This window comes from Vagococcus sp. WN80Y (assembly GCF_059621045.1).
On sequence record NZ_JCAQHY010000118.1, the window covers coordinates 1 to 19,591 of the forward strand.

Here is a 19,591-nt window from a genome sequence, read left to right on the forward strand (position 1 = left end):
TTCCTTCAGATTCCACCTCGCGGTGGACACCCTTGTCTTCAACTAGACGTTTTCCGTTACTAGGACACGTTAGGGACTTTAACCCGTTAGAGTTTGCCCATGCTGGGCAAACAAAAAAAGACCGAGAAATTACTCTCGATCTGTCGCCACTATAACTCGACTTTTTTCCTGCTCTGCGATTATAGCTGCTTGCTCTTTAGTAGCTTGTTCTTCATTAAAAACTTTTTTAGCTGTCGCCATCATTAACCTAATCCGATTCAATTGATTGACAATAGACACACCAGGATCGTAATCAATTGGTGCAATATTCGCTTTTGGATATTGACGTCGCAATTCTTTCACGACTCCTTTACCAACAACATGATTAGGTAGGCAACCAAAAGGCTGTAAACAAACGATGTTATGAACATCTTCCTTCAATAATTCGATCATCTCACCAGTCAAGAACCAGCCCTCACCTGTATGATTCCCAATAGATAAAATCTTACCGGCATCCTCTGCCAAATCATAAATAGATGCGACCCCAGTGAAGCGATCCGAATCTCTCAGTGCTTTATCCATGGGCTTTTGGCAAATTTCGATAAACTTAATGCCAAACTCAGCTACCCATTTACTCTTCTTAGCTGTTCCCAAATTCTCATGTTTCCAGATTTGATTGTAGAGTGAGTAATTCATAAAACCAGCGATATCAGGGACAATCACCTCTGCGCCTTCGGCTTCAAGTAGACGGACAATGTCGTTATTAGCAATTGGTGAATACTTAACTAGAATCTCCCCTACCACACCGACTTTCGGTTTCCGTTCACCTGTCTGAGGAATCGTATCAAAGTCGCGAATAATGGCCTTCATGTTTTTATTAAACTGACGGAAGGAGCCACTAACTACGCTTGCTCTAACTTTTTCCAACCATTGAGTATGAAGTCGGTCAACAGCTCCAGATTCAACTTCATAAGGTCGAGTCCGATAAACAACCCGTTCAAACAAATCACCATAAAGAAATGACAATGCCAGTCGCTTCAACAATGGGAGACTCAATTTAAAGCCAGGATTAGATTCAACCCCTTGATTTCCCATAGACACAGATACAACAGGCACTTGAGGGAAGCCAGCATCATTTAAAGCCTTACGAAGTAGTGGAATATAGTTAGTAGCGCGGCAACCACCGCCTGTTTGGGTCATCATTACACTAGTTTGGTTCACATCATAATCACCACTCTGAAGAGCCTCTACCAACTGCCCAATCGAAATAATAGCTGGGTAGCAAGAATCATTGTTAACAAATTTCAAGCCGACATCAATGGCTCCTGTATCTTCTGATGGAAGACAGACCACATTGTAGCCTGACTCTTGAAGTGCCACATCAACTAAACCATTTTGATGAATTGGACTCAACATCGGCAACAATAACGTATGTTTTGCTTTCATTTCTTTCGTAAAGACAATTTTTTCTGGTTCATCAAATTGTTTGACTGGCACAAAATTCAAGTGCGCTCGTTCATTGACTGAGGCCTTCAGAGAACGTAAGCGAATCCGAATCGCCCCTAGATTAGAGCCTTCATCAATTTTTAAGACCGTATAGATCTTACCGTATTGATCCATAATTTCTTCTACTTGATCAGTGGTAACGGCATCCAACCCGCAACCAAAAGAATTTAATTGAACCAATTCTAAATTAGTTGATTTCGCAACAACACGAGCTGCTGCGTACAACCGAGAATGATAGACCCACTGATTAACTACTCGTAAACCACCAACATCTTCTAAATGAGACACACTGTCTTCTGTTAGCACATGGAACCCTTCTTGAGTAATAGCATCAGCAATTCCGTGATTTATTTCTGGGTCCACATGATACGGCCGACCAGACAAAACAATGCCCTTTTCACCTTTCTGAGTTAGCATAGCCAAAACTTCTTCGCCTTTGGCTTGAATATCATGTTTATAAGCATCTAATTCTTCAAAACCATGACGAATGGCTACTTTCATCTGCTCCTCAGTAATTCCCAGATCAGCAAACGCTGCAGTCATTACCTTAACAACCGATTCCTCATGTGCTAAATTCATATAAGGATTGCGATAATCTACCAAGCCGTCACGAATATCATCCACATTATTACGAATCACATCAGGATAACTTTGAACAATAGGGCAGTTGAAATGATTATCCGCTTCAGCAGATTCTTGACGTTCAAACACCACACCAGGATAGAATATTAAGGGAACCCCACTATTAATTAGCGCCTGAATATGTCCGTGGGTTAACTTAGCAGGATAACATGCTGTATCACTTGGAATAGTTTCCATTCCTTGTTCATACAGTTCCTTATTAGAGCGAGGTGAAAGCTCCACTCTAAAGCCTAAATCAGTAAAAACGGTATGCCACAATGGGTAATTCTCATACATATTGAGAACCCGTGGCAACCCAATTACACCATGAGGAGCATCTTTCGCTTTTAAGGAACGATACTTAAAGAGACGACGATACTTATACTCTACCAAGTTAACACGACGGTCTTCACGCTTTATTTTAATTCGTGCACCGCGTTCACATCGATTCCCCGTAACAAATTTACGACCATCTGAAAATAGAGTAACAGTCAGCATACAATTGTTTTCGCAGAGCCCACAATTAGCAAATTCATTTTCAGCCGTAAAAGCAGCCATTTCAGCTGAACTCAACAAAGTTGTTTTATCATCTAGTTGAAAGTTTTCAAGTGCAATTAAGGCAGCACCATAGGCACCCATCAAACCGCTAATTGCCGGACGAACAACTTCTCGCCCGCTAACAAGTTCAAAGGCTCTCAAAACTGCTTCATTATAGAATGTTCCACCTTGGCAGACAATCTTCTCGCCTAATTCTTCTGGACGACGAATTTTTATCACCTTATAGATTGCGTTTTTAATTACTGAGTAGGACAATCCCGCTGAAATATCGCCAACTGTTGCCCCTTCCTTTTGAACTTGTTTTACTTTTGAGTTCATAAAAACGGTACAACGTGAGCCTAAATCAACTGGCCCTTGGGAGCTTAACGCCGCTTCAGCAAAATCTTCAACCGTGTACCTTAACGATTTAGCAAAGGTTTCAATAAATGAGCCACAGCCAGACGAACAAGCCTCATTAAGTTGAATCGAAGACAGCACGCCATCTTTGATTTTCATGGCTTTCATATCTTGACCGCCAATATCTAAAATAAAGTCAACACCTGGTTGAAATTTATCTGCCGCTTTATAGTGAGCCATCGTTTCGACTTCACCAATATCGACCTTTAAGGCATTTTTTATCAAGTGCTCGCCATACCCCGTAACAGCCGCTTTTCCAATGTATACTTCTTCTGGCAAACGTTTATATAAATCTTGAATCACTTTCATAACCGTTTCTAAGGGCTGTCCTTCATTATTACTATAAAACTGAAAAAGAATATCGCCGTCTTCATTAATAAGTACCACCTTGGTCGTTGTAGATCCAGCATCAATTCCTAAAAAAGTCACACCACGATGATCAGCTAAATTCTTAGTCGCCACAGTCGCCGCATTATGCCTCTGACGAAATTCGGCCAATTCTTCTTCGGTTCTGAATAACGGCTCTAAAGCTTGACTAGGTTGGAGTTGCTCCTTATTATCTTGTGATAATTGTGTCAATAATTGTTCAAAAGTCGTCGTATCTTCATTCTCATTCGCATAAATTGCGGCTCCTATCGCAACAAATAATTGAGGATTCTCAGGGAAAATAACGTCCTCCGGTTGAATATTCAAAGTTTCAATAAACCGTTGACGTAGCTCACTCATGAAATACAAGGGCCCACCTAAAAAGGCGATCTTCCCTTTAATTTTACGACCAGACGCCAAACCAGCTATTGTCTGATTAACCACTGCTTGGAAAATACTGGCCGAAATATCCTCTTTTGCTGCCCCTTCATTAATTAGTGGCTGAACATCCGTTTTGGCAAATACACCACAACGAGAAGCAATTGGATAGATATTTTCATAATTCTTAGCCAATTCATTGACACCATTGGCATCTGTTTTTAGTAAACTTGCCATCTGATCAATAAAAGCACCAGTCCCACCAGCACAGCTTCCATTCATCCGCTGCTCCATTGCCCCTTCGAAAAAGGTAATTTTTGCATCCTCGCCACCTAATTCAATCGCAACATCCGTTTCAGGAATCAATTCTTCGACTGTTTTTGTACAAGCAATCACTTCTTGGACAAACGGAATCTCTAAAACTTCTGCTAATCCAATTCCACCTGAGCCTGTAATAGTCATTGCAACTTGGCTTTCTGCCCCTAGAACACTGAGCGCTTCCTCTAAAACTCGTTTACTCGCCGCCGTAACGTCTGAATAATGACGCTCATACTTTGAAAAAACAGTTTGATTTAACCCATTCAACACCACTAATTTAACTGTTGTTGATCCGACATCTATTCCTGCACGATAATACATTTTTTTGACCTCCATATTGCTTCGTTCAGACAAACATGCTCTCTTTTTCACTAAATAAGCAACAATCTGTTGAATATGAAACAATTCGTCTGTTATAATCATTCTATAGCAACTTTAGATAATTTCAATAATCAATTTCAGTCATTTTGTGACATAAGCAACAAAGTAATTCCATTTGTTGTTTTTCTCACAAAAAAAGAAGGTAACTTACAAGCTCTTTAAAAAAGAAAGTAGGGATTATGATGAAAAAAAAGACAGATTTACGTGTCTTAAGAACCAGAAAAATGCTTGTCGATAGCTTTATTACCTTAATAGATCAAAAAGGGTACGAAGCCATTACAATCCAAGATATAGCTGACGAGGCCATGATTAATCGAGCAACCTTCTACGCTCATTTTAAAGACAAGTTAGATCTCTACGAACATGTATTAGAATTTGCAATCGATATCTTCGCCTCCATTCTAAATACCGAACAATTAGTCGAAGGTAATTTTTTAAAAGTCAAAAAAGTTGAGTATATGCTAACTTCAGTCTTTGTCAAAATAAGAGAAAATAAGACCTTTTTCTTAACTTTGACAGAAGGAACCTCTGCTCTACTCTTTCGTGAAAAATTGTATCAACTCTTAACGGAACAATATCAAGATGTTTTCAATAAACTGAAAATCACTGAAAATGATATTGAAGTCCCTATTGATTTTATCATCGAATACATGACCTCGATCTTTATAGGCACGGTTCACTGGTGGGTAAAGAGCGATTCTGACTTTCCACCAAATCACATGTCTCGTCTTGTTATCAAATTAGTTGGTAACGGTCATTTGACAGTTCTAGGGTTAGATGTTGAACGATAGAGAGAAACTGAGACATAAAGTCGTTTATCACCTAACATACGTGAAACAAGAAGAGGGAGTGAGACACTCGTCCCACTCCCTCTTCTTAGATTACTCTTTACATTTCCAGTAATTGCCCCGCCGATAATAATATCAATTTTGTTGAAGTCACTTGACGGTCTTTAACCTGTTCTAATGCTTGTTTATACAAACTCAATTGACCTCGATATTTTTTTCTCAACAGATCTAGAGCGGCCTCATCCGGCGTTTCAAGATGATCCGTTTTAAAATCATATAAGATTAACTGATCCTGATCTTCATAATAACCATCAATAATCCCATGAATCAAAATCTTATCTGATGTCTTCTCAGGATAATCTCTAAAAATGGCTTCTGCTCTCATCAACATAGAGAAGGGCTGCTCTCGAGTAACCGCCTTTGGATTAGCCAACAACAAACGACCAAACTCAGTTTGATAGAAGGCCGTAATAGCGGTCCGATCAATTCTGGCAGCTACGCGCTCATCCAAAGAACGATTCTCGACTAGTTCGTCGATCAATTGACCAATACTTTCTACTGTCGGTACTTCATCTAATGGAAGCAACTGCATGACCAAATGGGTGGCTGTTCCAATATCAGTCGCAAGAATCTCTCCAACCTCTTCCATAAATTTAGGTCTTATCAACTGGTCATCAGTATAGCGGTTAACCGTTCGCGCTCGTTCCTGTGTCAAATCAAGCGTTAATAAATCTGCATTGTCCGGGTCTTCAAAAACCCGCTTAATTTCGGAAACTGATTGATAACTTGTTGTCTGAGTAGAGACATCAAACGGATAATTAAATTCTAAACGAGCCAAGGCTTCAACCAATGTTCCCCCTTTTTCCGGCTTAAATACAGTAATTGTAGGCTTACTTTCCTTTTGAATCACCTGTACCGTTTCCAGTCGAAGCTCCTCCAGCCCTTTAAAGCTGATTTTAAAATGAGCCGGATGCTGATAAATGCCAGCAACCTTAGCAATTTCGTATTCTGACTGATACCTCTCACTATCTTGATGACGCATAATCGTCAAGCCAATCCAATCCATTAATGACAGACTTTTCAAGCGCAACTCATCTCCTAAAACAGGCTGAGTTTCCAACGCGCTTCGACTCCATTTTTTCCAAGCCGACTCTTGATCCTTATAAGATCCGACTAAAAAGAGCTTTTCTTCTGCTCGAGTCAGTGCCACATAAAGCTTTCGCATTTCTTCTGATAATAGCTTTTTCCGTTTTTCTTCCCGAATAGCTAAAAAAGGCAACGTTCGATAGAACAATCGATTTTCCAAATCTGTATACTTGATTCCTGCCCCCAATTTATCATCAAAAATATAAGCATTATTCAAATCCATTAAATTAAAGCGACGAGTTAAATCAAGAACAAATACAACTGGAAATTCTAGGCCCTTAGATGCGTGAATCGTCATCACTCTGACTGCATCTTCATCATCACTAATCGAAGTTGGTTCAGCCAAGTCCTTATCCTTACTCTGCATTTTTTCAATGAACCGGACAAACTGAAATAACCCTTTAAAGCTCATTTCTTCATAACTCGTCGCACGTTCATATAAAGCATGCAGGTTAGCCTGTCGCTGAGCTCCAGCTGGCATTCCTCCAACATAGTCAAGAAACCCTGTATCTTGATATATTTGCCAAATCAACGTGACTAACGGTTGACGTCTTGCCATTTCTCGCCAGCGTGATAATTGCTCACTAAACACAGCTAATATCTGCCCCAACTCAGACTGACGATTCTCTTCTAAATAATGAAGAAAGGCTTCATAAAAACCACCTGAAACCTGACTTGCTCTGATAACTGCCAAGTCGTTCTCCTTTATCCCCACAAGAGGTGAGCGTAAAACAGAAGCCAAAGGTATATCCTGATAAGGGTTGTCAATCACATTTAATAATGCAATCATAATTCTGATTTCTGTTGCTTGAAAATAATTTTGTGTGTCATTAACATGGAGAGGTATTTCCATCTCTTTAAAAATATCCAATAACACCAAATTATTCTTCTTTGTTGGAGTCAATAAAACAATATCCTGATACCTAAGTGGCCGTGTTTCTTTCGCTTTTTTATCGTAAATAGGAAAGCCTTCTGCAATTAACCCTTTAATTTTATTGCCAACTAACCTTAGCTCCCCTTCTGTTTTATCATCAATCTGGAAGCCATCATCTACATCCTCAACGTCTTCATTCCCATCACTTGCCGACTCAAAAATTAAAATTTCTGTATCATAATGATCCGTTTCAGGGAATCCTTTAAAGCCATTTATTAACTGAGCCGCCTCATCATACTCTAATTGACCAACAGATGTATTCATCAATTGCTCAAAAATTAAATTAGTAAAGTCAAGGACATTGCGACGTGAACGGAAATTCTCTGCTAGAATAATTCGACGACCATCTTGGCCTTCACCAAATCGATTGTACTTATCTATAAATAACGTTGGATCAGCCAAACGAAAGGAATAGATAGATTGCTTCACATCACCGACCATAAATAGGTTCCCATTTTCTGGTTCAGGCTGACGCAACCAAAAAAGAATGTTTTCCTGTAGCTGATTAATATCTTGATATTCATCAACCAATACTTCTGAAAACTTATCTCGGTAATAACTTGACGCTTCTGATCCTTGCCAGCCCTCCTCAGTAATAGTGGCTAAAATCTGCAAAGTGAAATGCTCTAAATCATTAAAATCAACTAAATTCTTTTCTGCTTTCCGAGCAGAATAAGCTCGTTCAAACAAATAAGTAACTTCTGCCATCTGATTAACCATCTGCTGTGACTCTTTCATCACCTCTAGCATTTTACTCGGTTCAATACTAAACAAGCCCTTTTGCCAATCCGTTAAAAGCTTTTTATTACTATTGCGTAATTTCTTAATCAGCTCATTAACTTCTTTCTCGTCCTCTTCAAGATTTCTCAAGCTTGGATAGCGAGCATAACTCAGATTAACTAAATACTGAAACATTCCCTCTAAATCATCTGCCTGAATTAACGCTAATAATTCATAACCAAAATGAGCTTCCACCTGCATCAGATCCTTGACTTTCACAAATGTCTCGGTAGATTCAGCCAATCGAACCATTTCCTGACTTTGACCAATCATTAGCTCTAACTCAAGAAGTAAATTAGGCTTTATCACTGACTGATAAATGCCCGCTTCCGCTAAGTTGTCGCTAACCTCATAAGCTGAGACTAATGACTCCAACCATGCTTTAGGATTAGGATTTGACCGCGCGAAATCATAAAGAGAAAATATTAACATGGTTAACCCATCATCACTACGATCATTAGAAAAATTAGCTGTTAATCGGTAAAACTCTTCTTGATCTGTCTCATAAAGTTCTTCTCGTAGGTCCTCCCAAATATCCTCTTTTAATAAAATCATTTCTGTTTCATCAGTCAACAGACGAAACACTGGGTCAATTTGAATCAAATAATAATACTTTCGAATAACTTGTAAACAAAAGGCATGTAACGTACTGACATTAGCAGTTGGAATCAACGTTAATTGATGAACAAAATGCCGCTTCAACTCAGGATCAGACTCAGCTGAAATAGCGTGCTCAACGGCTGATTTGATTCGCTGTTTCATTTCCTTCGCTGCCGCTTCGGTATAAGTCACGATTAAAAGCTCATCGACATGTATCCCAGCCTTAATTTTTTCGATTACTCGCTGAACTAAAACCGTCGTTTTACCCGATCCTGCAGAAGCTGACACAAGAATATTTGCTCCTTGGTCATAGATTGCTTGCCACTGACCATCTGTATATTGGCTGTTGCTAGGCTTTAGTGGCAACTCACTTGTGTGTAGGTTAGACATCTCGTTCCTCCTCTGCTATTTTTTTGAGAACCTCATCTTTTTTCAATTGATCAATTCGGTGGTACTCATTTTCTTTTAACATCACATCAAATTGACAAACACTGCGAAATGGACAATACTGACACGCTACCCGCTGTTTATCACGATAAGCTGGGTTCAATTTAGTAGCTCCCTTAAAAATTTCCTGCCCAGCTGTTTTAAAGTTATGCCTATTATGCTGGATAAGTAGGTCGACCTCTGCTTCCGTGACAAATTGGCTGGATGAGAATTCCCCATTCTTTTTTATGCTGTAAGGATAAATACTTGATTTTGGCTGCTCATCTAAAGTCTTATCTAGTCTTTCTAACAAAGGCGCTTCGTTCAACAATAATCCTTTGTAGCCATACTCTTTAAACAACTCCTCAGTTGCCTCTTCAACCGAAACATTACCTTCAATCGTTGGGTTTTTTATCTGTAAATAAAAAGCACCTGCGGGTTTGGCCTTTTCAGCACCGACTAAGCTAACAGCATTCGATAAAGCCACATCTAAATAAGTAATCATTTGCATTGCCAAACCAAAATACGCCTCTCGGTAATCAAAGGTGTGGCGGCTCGATTTGTAATCAACCACTGCCAAATAAGTGTGATCACCAACCTCTATCTGATCTAAGCGATCTATCTTCCCACGGATACTCATTTGTTTATTTTGACCAACCTCTACAGTCAAACTATCCAGACTTGTCTCTTGAGCAAATTGGCCAAATAACACCTCTGTTTGAACCGTTGAAAGTCCTGTTCGCTGACTTTGCTTTCTCAACGCCCAACTAACTTTTTGAATTGTTTGTCCCAACTGATACCTAATATAGTTCATCCGATGACTTGCTGATAAAATAGCAAACTTAGGCTCAGCTAAAATACCTGCTAAAACTTGATTAGTCACTTCCTTCAATTCTACGGCTGTTAATTCACTTAGATTAAGCTGCTCTCGAATCAACACTTTGAATAACTGATCTAGTGCATCGTGATAAAAATCGCCAGTTGCCGCTGGAGTTAAGGCAAAAACATCGCGTTCCTTTAGGTTTAATCCATATGTCATAAAATACTTATACTGACACTGGTAAAAGTTCTCGATTTTAGACACCGAACCGTGGATAGTCTCACCATATAGCGCATCAACTAGTTCCGATGTTAATGGTTCTGGCACGTTCTTATGAGCTTGACTTTTAAAGATTTTCTGAGCTAACAATTGATATTCTGGATGACTCAGCAACTTCTTTTCCAATTCTAACCACAAAGGGGATATCATCTCTTTAGCTTCCTCTGCTTGACGTTTCAACGCATTCAAATCTGTGACTAAATTACGGTACGTACTGATGTACTCTAAACTTAAGCTGAAATCAGCTGGAAGTAATGATTTAGGGCGAATCGGTAAACCAAGCATTTTAGCCAAAACACCAAGATACGGAGACATTTTAACATCCTTACTGCCCTCTTTAGTCAGTGGATAGCTTAAATATAAACGATCCGAGGTTGACGTAAATGCCAAATAAGCAATATAAGGTTCCTTCGCCAAATCTGCCGAGGTATTTTTTATTAAAAATTTCCCATCGACTAATCGTTCATCAACTAATTGTCGCTCTTCATCTGATAGTAAGGTTTTATTTTCTACTTTTTTTGGTAAAACCGCATCCGTCGCCCCAATAATAAAGGTCACTTGACTTTTTTGAGCATGAATCAAATCAAGCGATGACACACTAACTTGATCGATAGTTGTGGGCACTTTACTATATGAGAGCCCCGCCAAACCCGTTTCCAAAATATCCACGAAGTCCGTTAAAACAAATTCATCGTCTCCCAGAATCGCAACATACTCATCGAGTAATTGAATAAAAGCCTGCCAGGTTTGCTCATGACTTTTCGCTTCTTCCAAATTCCCTGCCTCTATATCTTGATTGCGCCAATGAATAATTTCTTGTTCAACCCCACTAGTAATCAAAAATTGATAAAGAGCAATCGCCGCTTGACGGCCATTTTTAGCCTGCTTCAACTCATCATAAAAAGGCAACAGAGTCTCTCGAAGTTGTTGACGAACCTCATTAGAAATTCGTTGTGCACGTCTATTCTCATCTTCCTTCATTTCATCATTTTCAAAATCATAATATACATAGACCCAGTCTTTTTCTTGCGTCCAATAAAAGCCTTCATACCCGTAGGCTAAAACTACATTCTCTGTCACATCAATCTTATCTCTATAAGCATCTCGCGCCTCTTGCCATTCCTCAATAGATAATGAGCGATCATTAATCGGTAAAAATAACTCAGTTCGTAAAAAACGCATGACATCAGCATAACGAAAATTTCGCGCCTGTACTGAAAATAACGTGGTTAAAAATTCGACTAGTGGATGATGCTTCATCTCCAGTTCTTGATTTAAATAATAAGGTATATCGTGACTCATGAAAACAGGGCCAATTATGTTACTATACGCCGACAACTCTCGTGTTAAAACCTGAATATCCTGATAACGTAACCCTTCTGATACCAAACGTCGGATCTCCTTCGCCACATGACTCACTTCTGCAAAAGCAGTCGTTCCCTCCCAAATTTGCACCTTATCCGTCACTAAGCTAGTAAATCGTTTCGAAGGGCTAAGCTCTTGCGACGCTTGCCAACACTCATCAATAATTGAAATCGGCTTCTCTTGGTCCAACTGTAAACGAGTATCAGGCAATAATCTAAGTTGCTTGCTTCTAGCAAAATGATAGAGCTCATAGTACAACTTCCCTGCATCGAAAAACATATTAAATCGCTCAGGTGGACTTTGAACATAGGCCTGGTCTAAAACCAAATTAACCTTCATCTCAGCTGCCTTCTCAGCTAAAACAGCGATTAACTGTTGCTCACGAGCGGTAAAACGAGAAAAACCACTGACAATGAACATTACATTTGATAAATCCTGCTCCTTTAAATAAGTCGCTAAACGCGTAATCAGCTCTTTGTTACCAACTTCTCGATCATTCAACGCCACACAATACGCATTATATAGCAGCTGAAAATCTCGTAACTTCTCTTTAAAATCAACCTCTTTAAAACTATCTCCTAAACCAGCCAACAATTGATCCAAATCAGCTAACTCAATATTTCCTTCTTGCAATTCATTAAAAAGATCCGCTAGCTGGCTAATAAAACCGGCTTTATTAATCTCACCACGGAAAACGACTAACTCTTCCACATGAGATAATAGTAGTTTACGAATCAACATATGAGTTCCAGCCTCACTCAAATGCTCATCTTGATATAACGCAGTGTGTTGCAAATAATACCAAGCCAAACGAGAAAAACTAAAAACCTGCAAACGCATGGTCGTCATATTTTCCCAACCAGCATATGTCGGCAGCTGATGGAAAGACTCCAACACACTAACTTCTGTTTCAAATTTAACGTGGTTTGGCACCAAATAGAAAACCTCGTGCTGAGGATCCAGCGTTAACCATTCCGCTGCTCGTTGAACCAACGGCTCTTCATGTTGGCAACTTCCAGGTCCATATATAAATTCTAAGCTCATAAGCGTCACTCCTTATACTAATAGTTCATTGCCCGATCTTCAGTAGAGGAAAAAACGAAAGCTCCTCCCGACAGACTAATAAAAGTCTGTCATAAGTGTATCATATTTCACCTTAAAAATGGGCATCTAGCCGCCTTAGTCACTTAAATCATGACTAAAAGACAACCAATAAAAAAACAACTGGATGCCGCTATAAACGGTCATCTAGTTGTTCACTCAAAACTAATTCAACTGACTTGGATCATCAATAATTCCTTGTAATAGAGGAATACCATCTTGATCAGAGATAAGGTAAATAAATGGACGATCCAACTTAAATTCCATAACTGGCTCTTCAGGAACCACAACAGGAGGAATCACCTGTTGCGGAGCCTCAGTAGAGTCAGGGGTATTTGGCATCATAACTTGTGTATAGGCACCTCCTACCACTGAGTTTTCAGAAAATGTCAATTGATTTTTCTGCAAAGCTCTACCTAAATACAAACTAGCATTACGCGACAATCGGCTAAAACCAGCTTCTTCCTTCGAGAAGGCTCGCTCTAGACCCATTTTTTCCAAAGCGGGTTGTAAATCCAACTCACTCAACACCTTAACTTTAGGTATTGAAAAACGCATCTTCATCTGTTGATTCTCAACAATCCAAAATAATGACAGCATTTTTTCTTTTGTTTCGACCAAGCTCCTAACATCAACACCTTCATTAGGTAGAATCAGCTGTAATCGATTGCCATTTTTAAGTGGCAAGGACGTCGCTACATAATCCGGTCCAGTCGTGTAGCGATAACTATCATAGCTCTGATGCATCATAGCAACTTGATAATCTTGATCACTGCCATGAAAAACCTCTTCCTTTGTCAATTTAGCATCAAAAGCATGTTCCCACTCCAATTGGAGACTCGCTGTACTCAACATTACTAGCGCATAACCAGACTCAATCAAGGCCTTGTCAAAAAATGACTCGCCAATGTTTTTATCCGCCCATTGATCAATCGTTTTAGCAGCAGCTTTAGGCTGTTCTGTGAAAGGCAAATGCTGAACATCGCCATAGTAATAAGTTTCGGCAAGTGAATTGAAGGCCTTTGTTAATTTTACTGGCTCATCTAGCCACAGAGAATTGGCCATCTTCACATCCCCTGACCCCAAATACTTGCCAACTAACTCTTCATTAAACTGATGAAGTGTCTTTCGGGAGGTAGGTGTTTGATTTAAACCATTAAAAATGGCAGTTTGAGTCTCTCCAACCGCGCCTTCTCCCAAAAGTGATAAAAGTAAATAAGGAGCAACAGGTCCATACAGTTGATTTCCTTCAGACTGCAATAATAAGCTACTGCTCTCAGCAGCAAAGTACATTAACCGATCAGAATCTGATAATTTCTTGTCATCTGAAACAATTACTTGCGGTTCTTTTGTTTTTTTAGGCGTAGTTGCAGCCTCCTGTTCTGGGAAACAACCACTAAGAAAGATACAACTGATTATCCCAAAAATCATTCCAATACGTTTTTTCCCCATCTTACTCCTCCAACTACTGCCATTATTTACATTTGACGCTTTTTATGTCTGCGCCAGCCAATTGCTACAACGACACTCAAGGCTAAAAGATATGGACCAACACTTAGTATAAAGACAATAAGTCGTTGACCAGTAGCCCGCCAAAACTCTCGCTGAGCATGCCAATTATCGTTAATTTTATCAAAAATCGTCGTGTTCTTTTCCTTTGTTAAAGTCTTAACCTCAGTAATAGCTAATGTTATTTCTGTTTCGGCCACTTGATTATCTATCAGCTTATTTTGTTGAATTAAACTGTCTTTCGAACTTCTAACTTGGGACAAACGATCTTGTATCTCAATCATATCTTGAACTTTATCACTTTTTTCTAACAATTTCAACAAGGCCTCTTCCTCAGTTTGAAATGCCTTAATACGACTTTGATTATCCGTATAGCTTAAACTATAATCAGTCACATTCTCTGACGAGGACACTGTCTCACCAACATCAGCTAATGCGTTGATAAAGTTAGTCACTTTAGCTTGCGGAACCCGTATAATGTAATTAGCTGATCTTAAATCATCACCATTAGCTTGATTATCAATATCTGACTGACTAAAGTAACCATCAACACTTTCAACTGCAGCTTCAATCGACTTAAGTGTATCATCAAATTCTCTTGTTTCTTTACTAATCATATAGGTCTTTACTAATTTCCGATCAGTATTAGTAGCAGCTTGTGTTTCTACTTCTTGAGCACTTGCATCTGACCTCTTCTGATCTGCTACTGAATAATCCTCACCACTAATTTTTGACTTAGAAACCTCTCCTCCCAGAGAAGATTCCACTTGAGGCCCTACCTCTTGAGTCATTGATTGTTTGGTGAACTGATTTTCTTGATTAAAAGCAATCGCCACTCCACTAGCAGCTAAACATAAGATAGCCGCCACTCCAAGTTTGACACGATGCTTCTTTATAAACAATAACACACTAGCTGAACGTTTAACAATGACTTTTTCAGGTGTCTCCTCACCTTTCTCACTCGCAAGCGTCTCTTCTATCACTTTAAAAACAGCCTCTTTAGGAACAACAATCTCCTGCCACTCTTTTTCCCACTCTTCAGTCATTTTCATATCCTTCGCCTCCTTCCAGATACTGCCGTAATAAACCCCTCGCTTGATGTAGCTTATACTTCGTGGTACCAATTGGCTCATCTGATATCAAACTAATTTCCTTCAACTTACGCCCATAAAAATAATGTAGAATCGTTATTTCTTGTAGATCCTCTGACAACCGTGAAATGCCTTCATAAATATCCAAGCGACTCTCATCAGAAAGAGTCTCTCGACTCTCAAAATGGTCCATCAACTCATTTGACTCATGCCGATTTGAATGTCGTAAAAAATCCAAGCTTGTATGTATCACAATTCTAATAGCCCAGGTTGCAAAAAAATCTGGTTGAGATAAGGCCCCGATCTTTGTCATAATCTTAATGATCGAATCTTGTACAATATCTAATGCATCAGCCTCGTTTTTAACATACAAAAAAGCCGTTTTATATAATTGTTGATAGAGCCCTTTTAATAATGATTCAAGAGCCTGGCGATCTCCCTTTATCGCTGCTACTACAGCCGTTGTTTCTGTCACTTACTTCACTCCCTTTCATTATTCTCTCCACACTACATAGATTAGACGTTTGAAGATGGAAAAAGGTTGGAAAAATTTTTAAAATAAAAAAGCTCAACAATTGTGTTGAGCTCCCATTACTAATTATTGATTGAACCAAATTTACTAGGTGGCCAAATACAAAATTTAACATTACCTGTGATATCCGCTTTTTTGATAAAACCAATCATGCGACTGTCTTTAGAAATTTGGCGATTATCACCTAAAACAAATAGTGAGTCCTCTGGCACAGTCGTAGCTCCGAGAATTGCCAGATCAGCCAAACTAAATTCGCTATACCATTTGCCAGGCTCTAATTCAGCAGTTGTTAGAAAGTCACCTTCATCTAACAATTTCTTGTATTCATCAAGATAAGGCTCATCGTACTCTTTGCCATTGATGGTTAATTGGTCGTTTTTATATGCCACGGTATCACCTGGTAGCCCAATTACACGCTTAACATAACTTTTTTTAGGTGCATCAGGTGCAGGAAACGTCACGATATCAAATCGTTCAATTTTTTTAGTCTTTGTTGCGATAACCCGCTCACGATCTTGGAGTGTCGGGTCCATCGAATTACCTGATACCACCACAGGCATGAAGACAAAATTCCTAATAATTAATAAGACAACTAAAAGGCCTCCAAACCAGACTAAATTACTAATTATTTCTTTCTTATTCAAACTGTTACCTCCTGAGAGTTTAAAATCTTATTCTGATTCATTTTAGCATAAAAGCTCCTATTTTTGTTAATTATTCACTCAATAACATCGTTTTACTGAATTTCTTCAAACTTTCTTCAAATTTTACCATTCTTAATACAAAATAAGGTTTGCTTTTAAATAAGATAACTTCTTACTCGAATCACTATTAATAAAACCCTATATATTTTTACTTTCCCCTTAACCCTCTAAATTACCTCTTTTGTTTCGTCATTACCTCAAAAAAGAGTCGTAAATTCATAGAAAGACTAATTCTATGCTATTCTTAAAAAATATTGGAAACACTAACACCATTTTGAGGTACATTAACCTCTTATAGGGGACTTTCTCAATTAAGCAACCCGCGTTTTCTATGATATAATTACCAGATAGAGGCCTCGAGATCAATTATTAATAACAGATATTAACAATTTTTCACAAGCCATGTACGCTAAACACGGACAGCTTTGAAACAACATCCCACTTTAGTTATCTTCTATCAGAAAGTTGATACTAGCAGTGTTATCCGATCTAATTAACCAATTTTAGATAACAAATTCAATTAGAGACATGTCGCGTTTCGCGCTTTTGAACAGGTTGAGATTTTTTTATAGGATAACAAGTCAATAAAATGACTTGTTATTGACTCATAAACGAGATAATATAACACTTTTTCACTTTTTTAATATTCCGATGTACGCTAAACACGGACAGGTTTGAAACAACACCCCACTTTAGTTATCACCTATCAGAAAGTTGATACTAGCAGTGTTATCCGATCTAACTAACCAATTCTACATAACAATTTCAATTAGAGCTATGTCGCGTTTCGTGCTTTTGAACAGGTTGAGATTTTTTTATAGAATAACAACATACGGAGCTTATTACAACCTCAAACATACTTAAAAATTGGTACCAAACCTTTGTAAAATAAGTTATGTTTACATCCATTTTCTTGAAGCTTTTCCTCATATCTAAAGAAAAAAGACTCGATTTCTACCTAACTAAATCGAGTCTTTTTTGTTAACTTAATTGTTTTCTTTTTTTTAGCAATAAGACATTACTAATTGTGAATACTAAGATTCCTAACCAAATGAAACCAAAGGCCACCATTTGAGGAAGCTCAAATGTTTCGTTAAATTGGAAAATAGCGGCTAGCAACATTAAAGTTGGGGCAATATACTGTAGAAACCCAACCAAAATATACGAAATATTTTTAGTTGCTTCAGCAAATAAAAATAGCGGGATGGCCGTTACTATTCCTGCACCTACCAAAAGCAAATTCAGGCTTAAACCAAATGACATAAATCCTTCTGGCGAAAATAAGAATAAATAGCCTAAAGCAAATGGCGCAATTATTGCCGTTTCTAACGTGAGTCCTGTCATTGAACTAACTGCGGCAACCTTCTTTATTACACCATATAAACTGAAGGTAACTGCCATCGCGATTGAGGACCACGGAACCACACCACTTTGAATCGATAACAGGACCACACCGACTGCGGCTAAAAGACACGCGACAAATTCCCCACGACCCAACCGTTCCTTTAAAAAGAGAGTCGCTAACACAACGTTTACCAATGGATTCATATAATAACCTAGACTAGCATCAATCACTTTGCCACTGCTGACAGAGAAAATAAAAATAAACCAGTTAGTGGTCACTAGCACCGCTGCTGAAATAATAGCGAAAAATCGGCGACGATCGCCAACTACAGCTCTCGCTTCCTTAACAAACTCTGTCCATTTCCCTCCAACGACCATAATTGCGATCATAAAAACAAATGACCAAACCACCCGATAACTTAAAATCGATAATGGCGAAACACTACCGACTGCCTTCCAATAAAAAGGTAACACTCCCCATAAAATGTACGCAAGAAAACCCGCTATGATGCCCCACTTTTTATTTGATAATTTTTGTTTACTCTCCAATACTACACACCCTTTACCTACTATCGAATCGGTAACAACCCACTCGTCGTTTTATTTTAGCACTACTCACATGAGAAAGCTAACTAAAAAATACTCACATCGTTTTGTTTTCTTTATCCGTCTCACTACAATACGATCTTACGACTAAAAGACTAAAAATTAAACAAAGTCCTTCTCAAAAAAAACGAACAATCGAAATAACCGATTGTTCGAGTTCTTTTAAATGCTCATCAATTTATAGCTCTTTACTATTTAGAATTAAAAAGCAATCTTATTTCTTAAACAACCTTTAGTTGATGTCCTGCATTCTCCAACACATCGATACTAGCTTCCATGTCAGTTGCTTTCAACAATACATAGTCAGTGTTGTAAGTCGACAAAGCAAAAATTGAAATCCCCGCTTTAGCCAAAGGATTAGCAATCTGAGTTAAAATACCTGTTAGGGAAAAATCCAAAACACCTGTAATTTGCAATAGAACCCATCCTTCTTCAACAGCTATAGCATCTTCGATAATCAACTGATCGCTCAAAGCGACAACTGAGCATTCATCTGCGGTCCAAGTGACACTTTTAAAACCATCAAGCGGTTGCTCAAACTGATACCCCTTATGAAACTGAGCTACTGTATATCGTTCTCTTTTATTTAATCGTAAATCCATTCTATCCCTACTTTCTATTACTGTTTTTATATTAACACACTATAAAATTAGTCCACCTATTACCTACTCGTTTTCTATAATTCTATAAAAACCTTGGAAAGATTGATTGAAAATAACTCTTGAAACGGCCCCTTTCTGACAATTTGACCTTCTTCTAAGTAAACAAAAAAATCGCGAGTGATCAAACTGATCACTCACAACTTCATTTAAAATTTATTCTTATAACTCGTTGAATGTTTTTACCACATTTTCAGTCGTAAAGCCATACTCAGCTAAAACAGTTGGAGCAGGAGCACTTGCACCGAAGCGATCAACGGTCACTGTTGCGCCTTCGTTTCCTACATAGCGTTCCCAACCAAAGCTTGCACCCATTTCAACTGCGACACGTTTAGTCACTGCTTTTGGTAGTACACTTTCTTTATAGGCTGCATCCTGTTTGTCAAACAAATCTGTACTTGGCA

Annotated in this window: 11 protein-coding genes; 1 reads left to right on the forward strand and 10 read right to left on the reverse strand. The window is 38.6% G+C overall.

What is annotated here, in order from left to right; all coding sequences use genetic code 11:
• Positions 1–129 precede the first annotated feature (129 nt).
• Positions 130–4,443 (reverse strand): acyl-CoA dehydratase activase-related protein, encoded by a 4,314-nt coding sequence (locus tag AC5KOD_RS04980; protein ID WP_496913441.1) that lies wholly within the window; start codon positions 4,441–4,443, stop codon positions 130–132.
• A gap of 239 nt (positions 4,444–4,682) precedes the next feature.
• On the opposite strand from AC5KOD_RS04980, the gene AC5KOD_RS04985 reads away from it, so the two are divergent.
• Entirely contained in the window at positions 4,683–5,294 is a 612-nt protein-coding gene (locus AC5KOD_RS04985) for a TetR/AcrR family transcriptional regulator (protein ID WP_496913431.1), read from the forward strand.
• Positions 5,295–5,391: 97 nt separating this feature from the next.
• Here AC5KOD_RS04985 and addA read toward each other — a convergent pair whose 3' ends face one another.
• The 9 genes from addA to AC5KOD_RS05030 all read right to left on the reverse strand — a co-directional run.
• Positions 5,392–9,141, reverse strand: coding sequence for a helicase-exonuclease AddAB subunit AddA (gene addA, locus AC5KOD_RS04990; protein WP_496913432.1), 3,750 nt, complete (start codon positions 9,139–9,141; stop codon positions 5,392–5,394).
• Positions 9,134–12,685: a PD-(D/E)XK nuclease family protein gene (locus AC5KOD_RS04995; RefSeq protein WP_496913433.1), complete on the reverse strand. Its 3,552-nt coding sequence runs from the start codon at positions 12,683–12,685 to the stop codon at positions 9,134–9,136. Before AC5KOD_RS04995 ends, addA begins: the two co-directional genes overlap by 8 nt.
• Positions 12,686–12,907: 222 nt before the next feature.
• Entirely contained in the window at positions 12,908–14,194 is a 1,287-nt protein-coding gene (locus tag AC5KOD_RS05000) for a serpin family protein (protein ID WP_496913434.1), read from the reverse strand.
• A 26-nt stretch (positions 14,195–14,220) separates the two neighbouring features.
• Positions 14,221–15,303 carry a DUF4349 domain-containing protein gene (locus AC5KOD_RS05005; RefSeq protein ID WP_496913435.1) on the reverse strand — a complete coding sequence of 361 codons (1,083 nt, stop codon included), beginning with the start codon at positions 15,301–15,303 and terminating at the stop codon, positions 14,221–14,223.
• A complete protein-coding gene (locus AC5KOD_RS05010) occupies positions 15,290–15,817 on the reverse strand; it encodes a sigma-70 family RNA polymerase sigma factor (protein ID WP_496913436.1) in 528 nt (175 codons plus the stop codon). Before AC5KOD_RS05010 ends, AC5KOD_RS05005 begins: the two co-directional genes overlap by 14 nt.
• 119 nt (positions 15,818–15,936) lie before the next feature.
• Positions 15,937–16,518 (reverse strand): signal peptidase I, encoded by a 582-nt coding sequence (gene lepB / locus AC5KOD_RS05015; protein WP_496913437.1) that lies wholly within the window; start codon positions 16,516–16,518, stop codon positions 15,937–15,939.
• A gap of 1,041 nt (positions 16,519–17,559) precedes the next feature.
• Positions 17,560–18,471 (reverse strand): EamA family transporter RarD, encoded by a 912-nt coding sequence (gene rarD, locus AC5KOD_RS05020; protein WP_496913438.1) that lies wholly within the window; start codon positions 18,469–18,471, stop codon positions 17,560–17,562.
• A 278-nt stretch (positions 18,472–18,749) separates the two neighbouring features.
• Complete coding sequence (locus AC5KOD_RS05025; RefSeq protein WP_496913439.1) at positions 18,750–19,130, reverse strand: ACT domain-containing protein; 381 nt, start codon at positions 19,128–19,130, stop codon at positions 18,750–18,752.
• A 219-nt stretch (positions 19,131–19,349) separates the two neighbouring features.
• On the reverse strand, positions 19,350–19,591 hold a 242-nt coding region (locus AC5KOD_RS05030; protein ID WP_496913440.1), incomplete at its 5' end, for a transketolase-like TK C-terminal-containing protein.

What these genes read in the sequence shown, in the direction of transcription:
- AC5KOD_RS04980 (WP_496913441.1), bottom strand. Translation starts at nt 4,443, where the DNA reads ATGTATTATCGTGCAGGAATAGATGTCGGATCAACAACAGTTAAATTA.
- AC5KOD_RS04985 (WP_496913431.1), top strand. Translation starts at nt 4,683, where the DNA reads ATGATGAAAAAAAAGACAGATTTACGTGTCTTAAGAACCAGAAAAATG.
- addA (WP_496913432.1), bottom strand. Translation starts at nt 9,141, where the DNA reads ATGTCTAACCTACACACAAGTGAGTTGCCACTAAAGCCTAGCAACAGC.
- AC5KOD_RS04995 (WP_496913433.1), bottom strand. Translation starts at nt 12,685, where the DNA reads ATGAGCTTAGAATTTATATATGGACCTGGAAGTTGCCAACATGAAGAG.
- AC5KOD_RS05000 (WP_496913434.1), bottom strand. Translation starts at nt 14,194, where the DNA reads ATGGGGAAAAAACGTATTGGAATGATTTTTGGGATAATCAGTTGTATC.
- AC5KOD_RS05005 (WP_496913435.1), bottom strand. Translation starts at nt 15,303, where the DNA reads ATGAAAATGACTGAAGAGTGGGAAAAAGAGTGGCAGGAGATTGTTGTT.
- AC5KOD_RS05025 (WP_496913439.1), bottom strand. Translation starts at nt 19,130, where the DNA reads ATGGATTTACGATTAAATAAAAGAGAACGATATACAGTAGCTCAGTTT.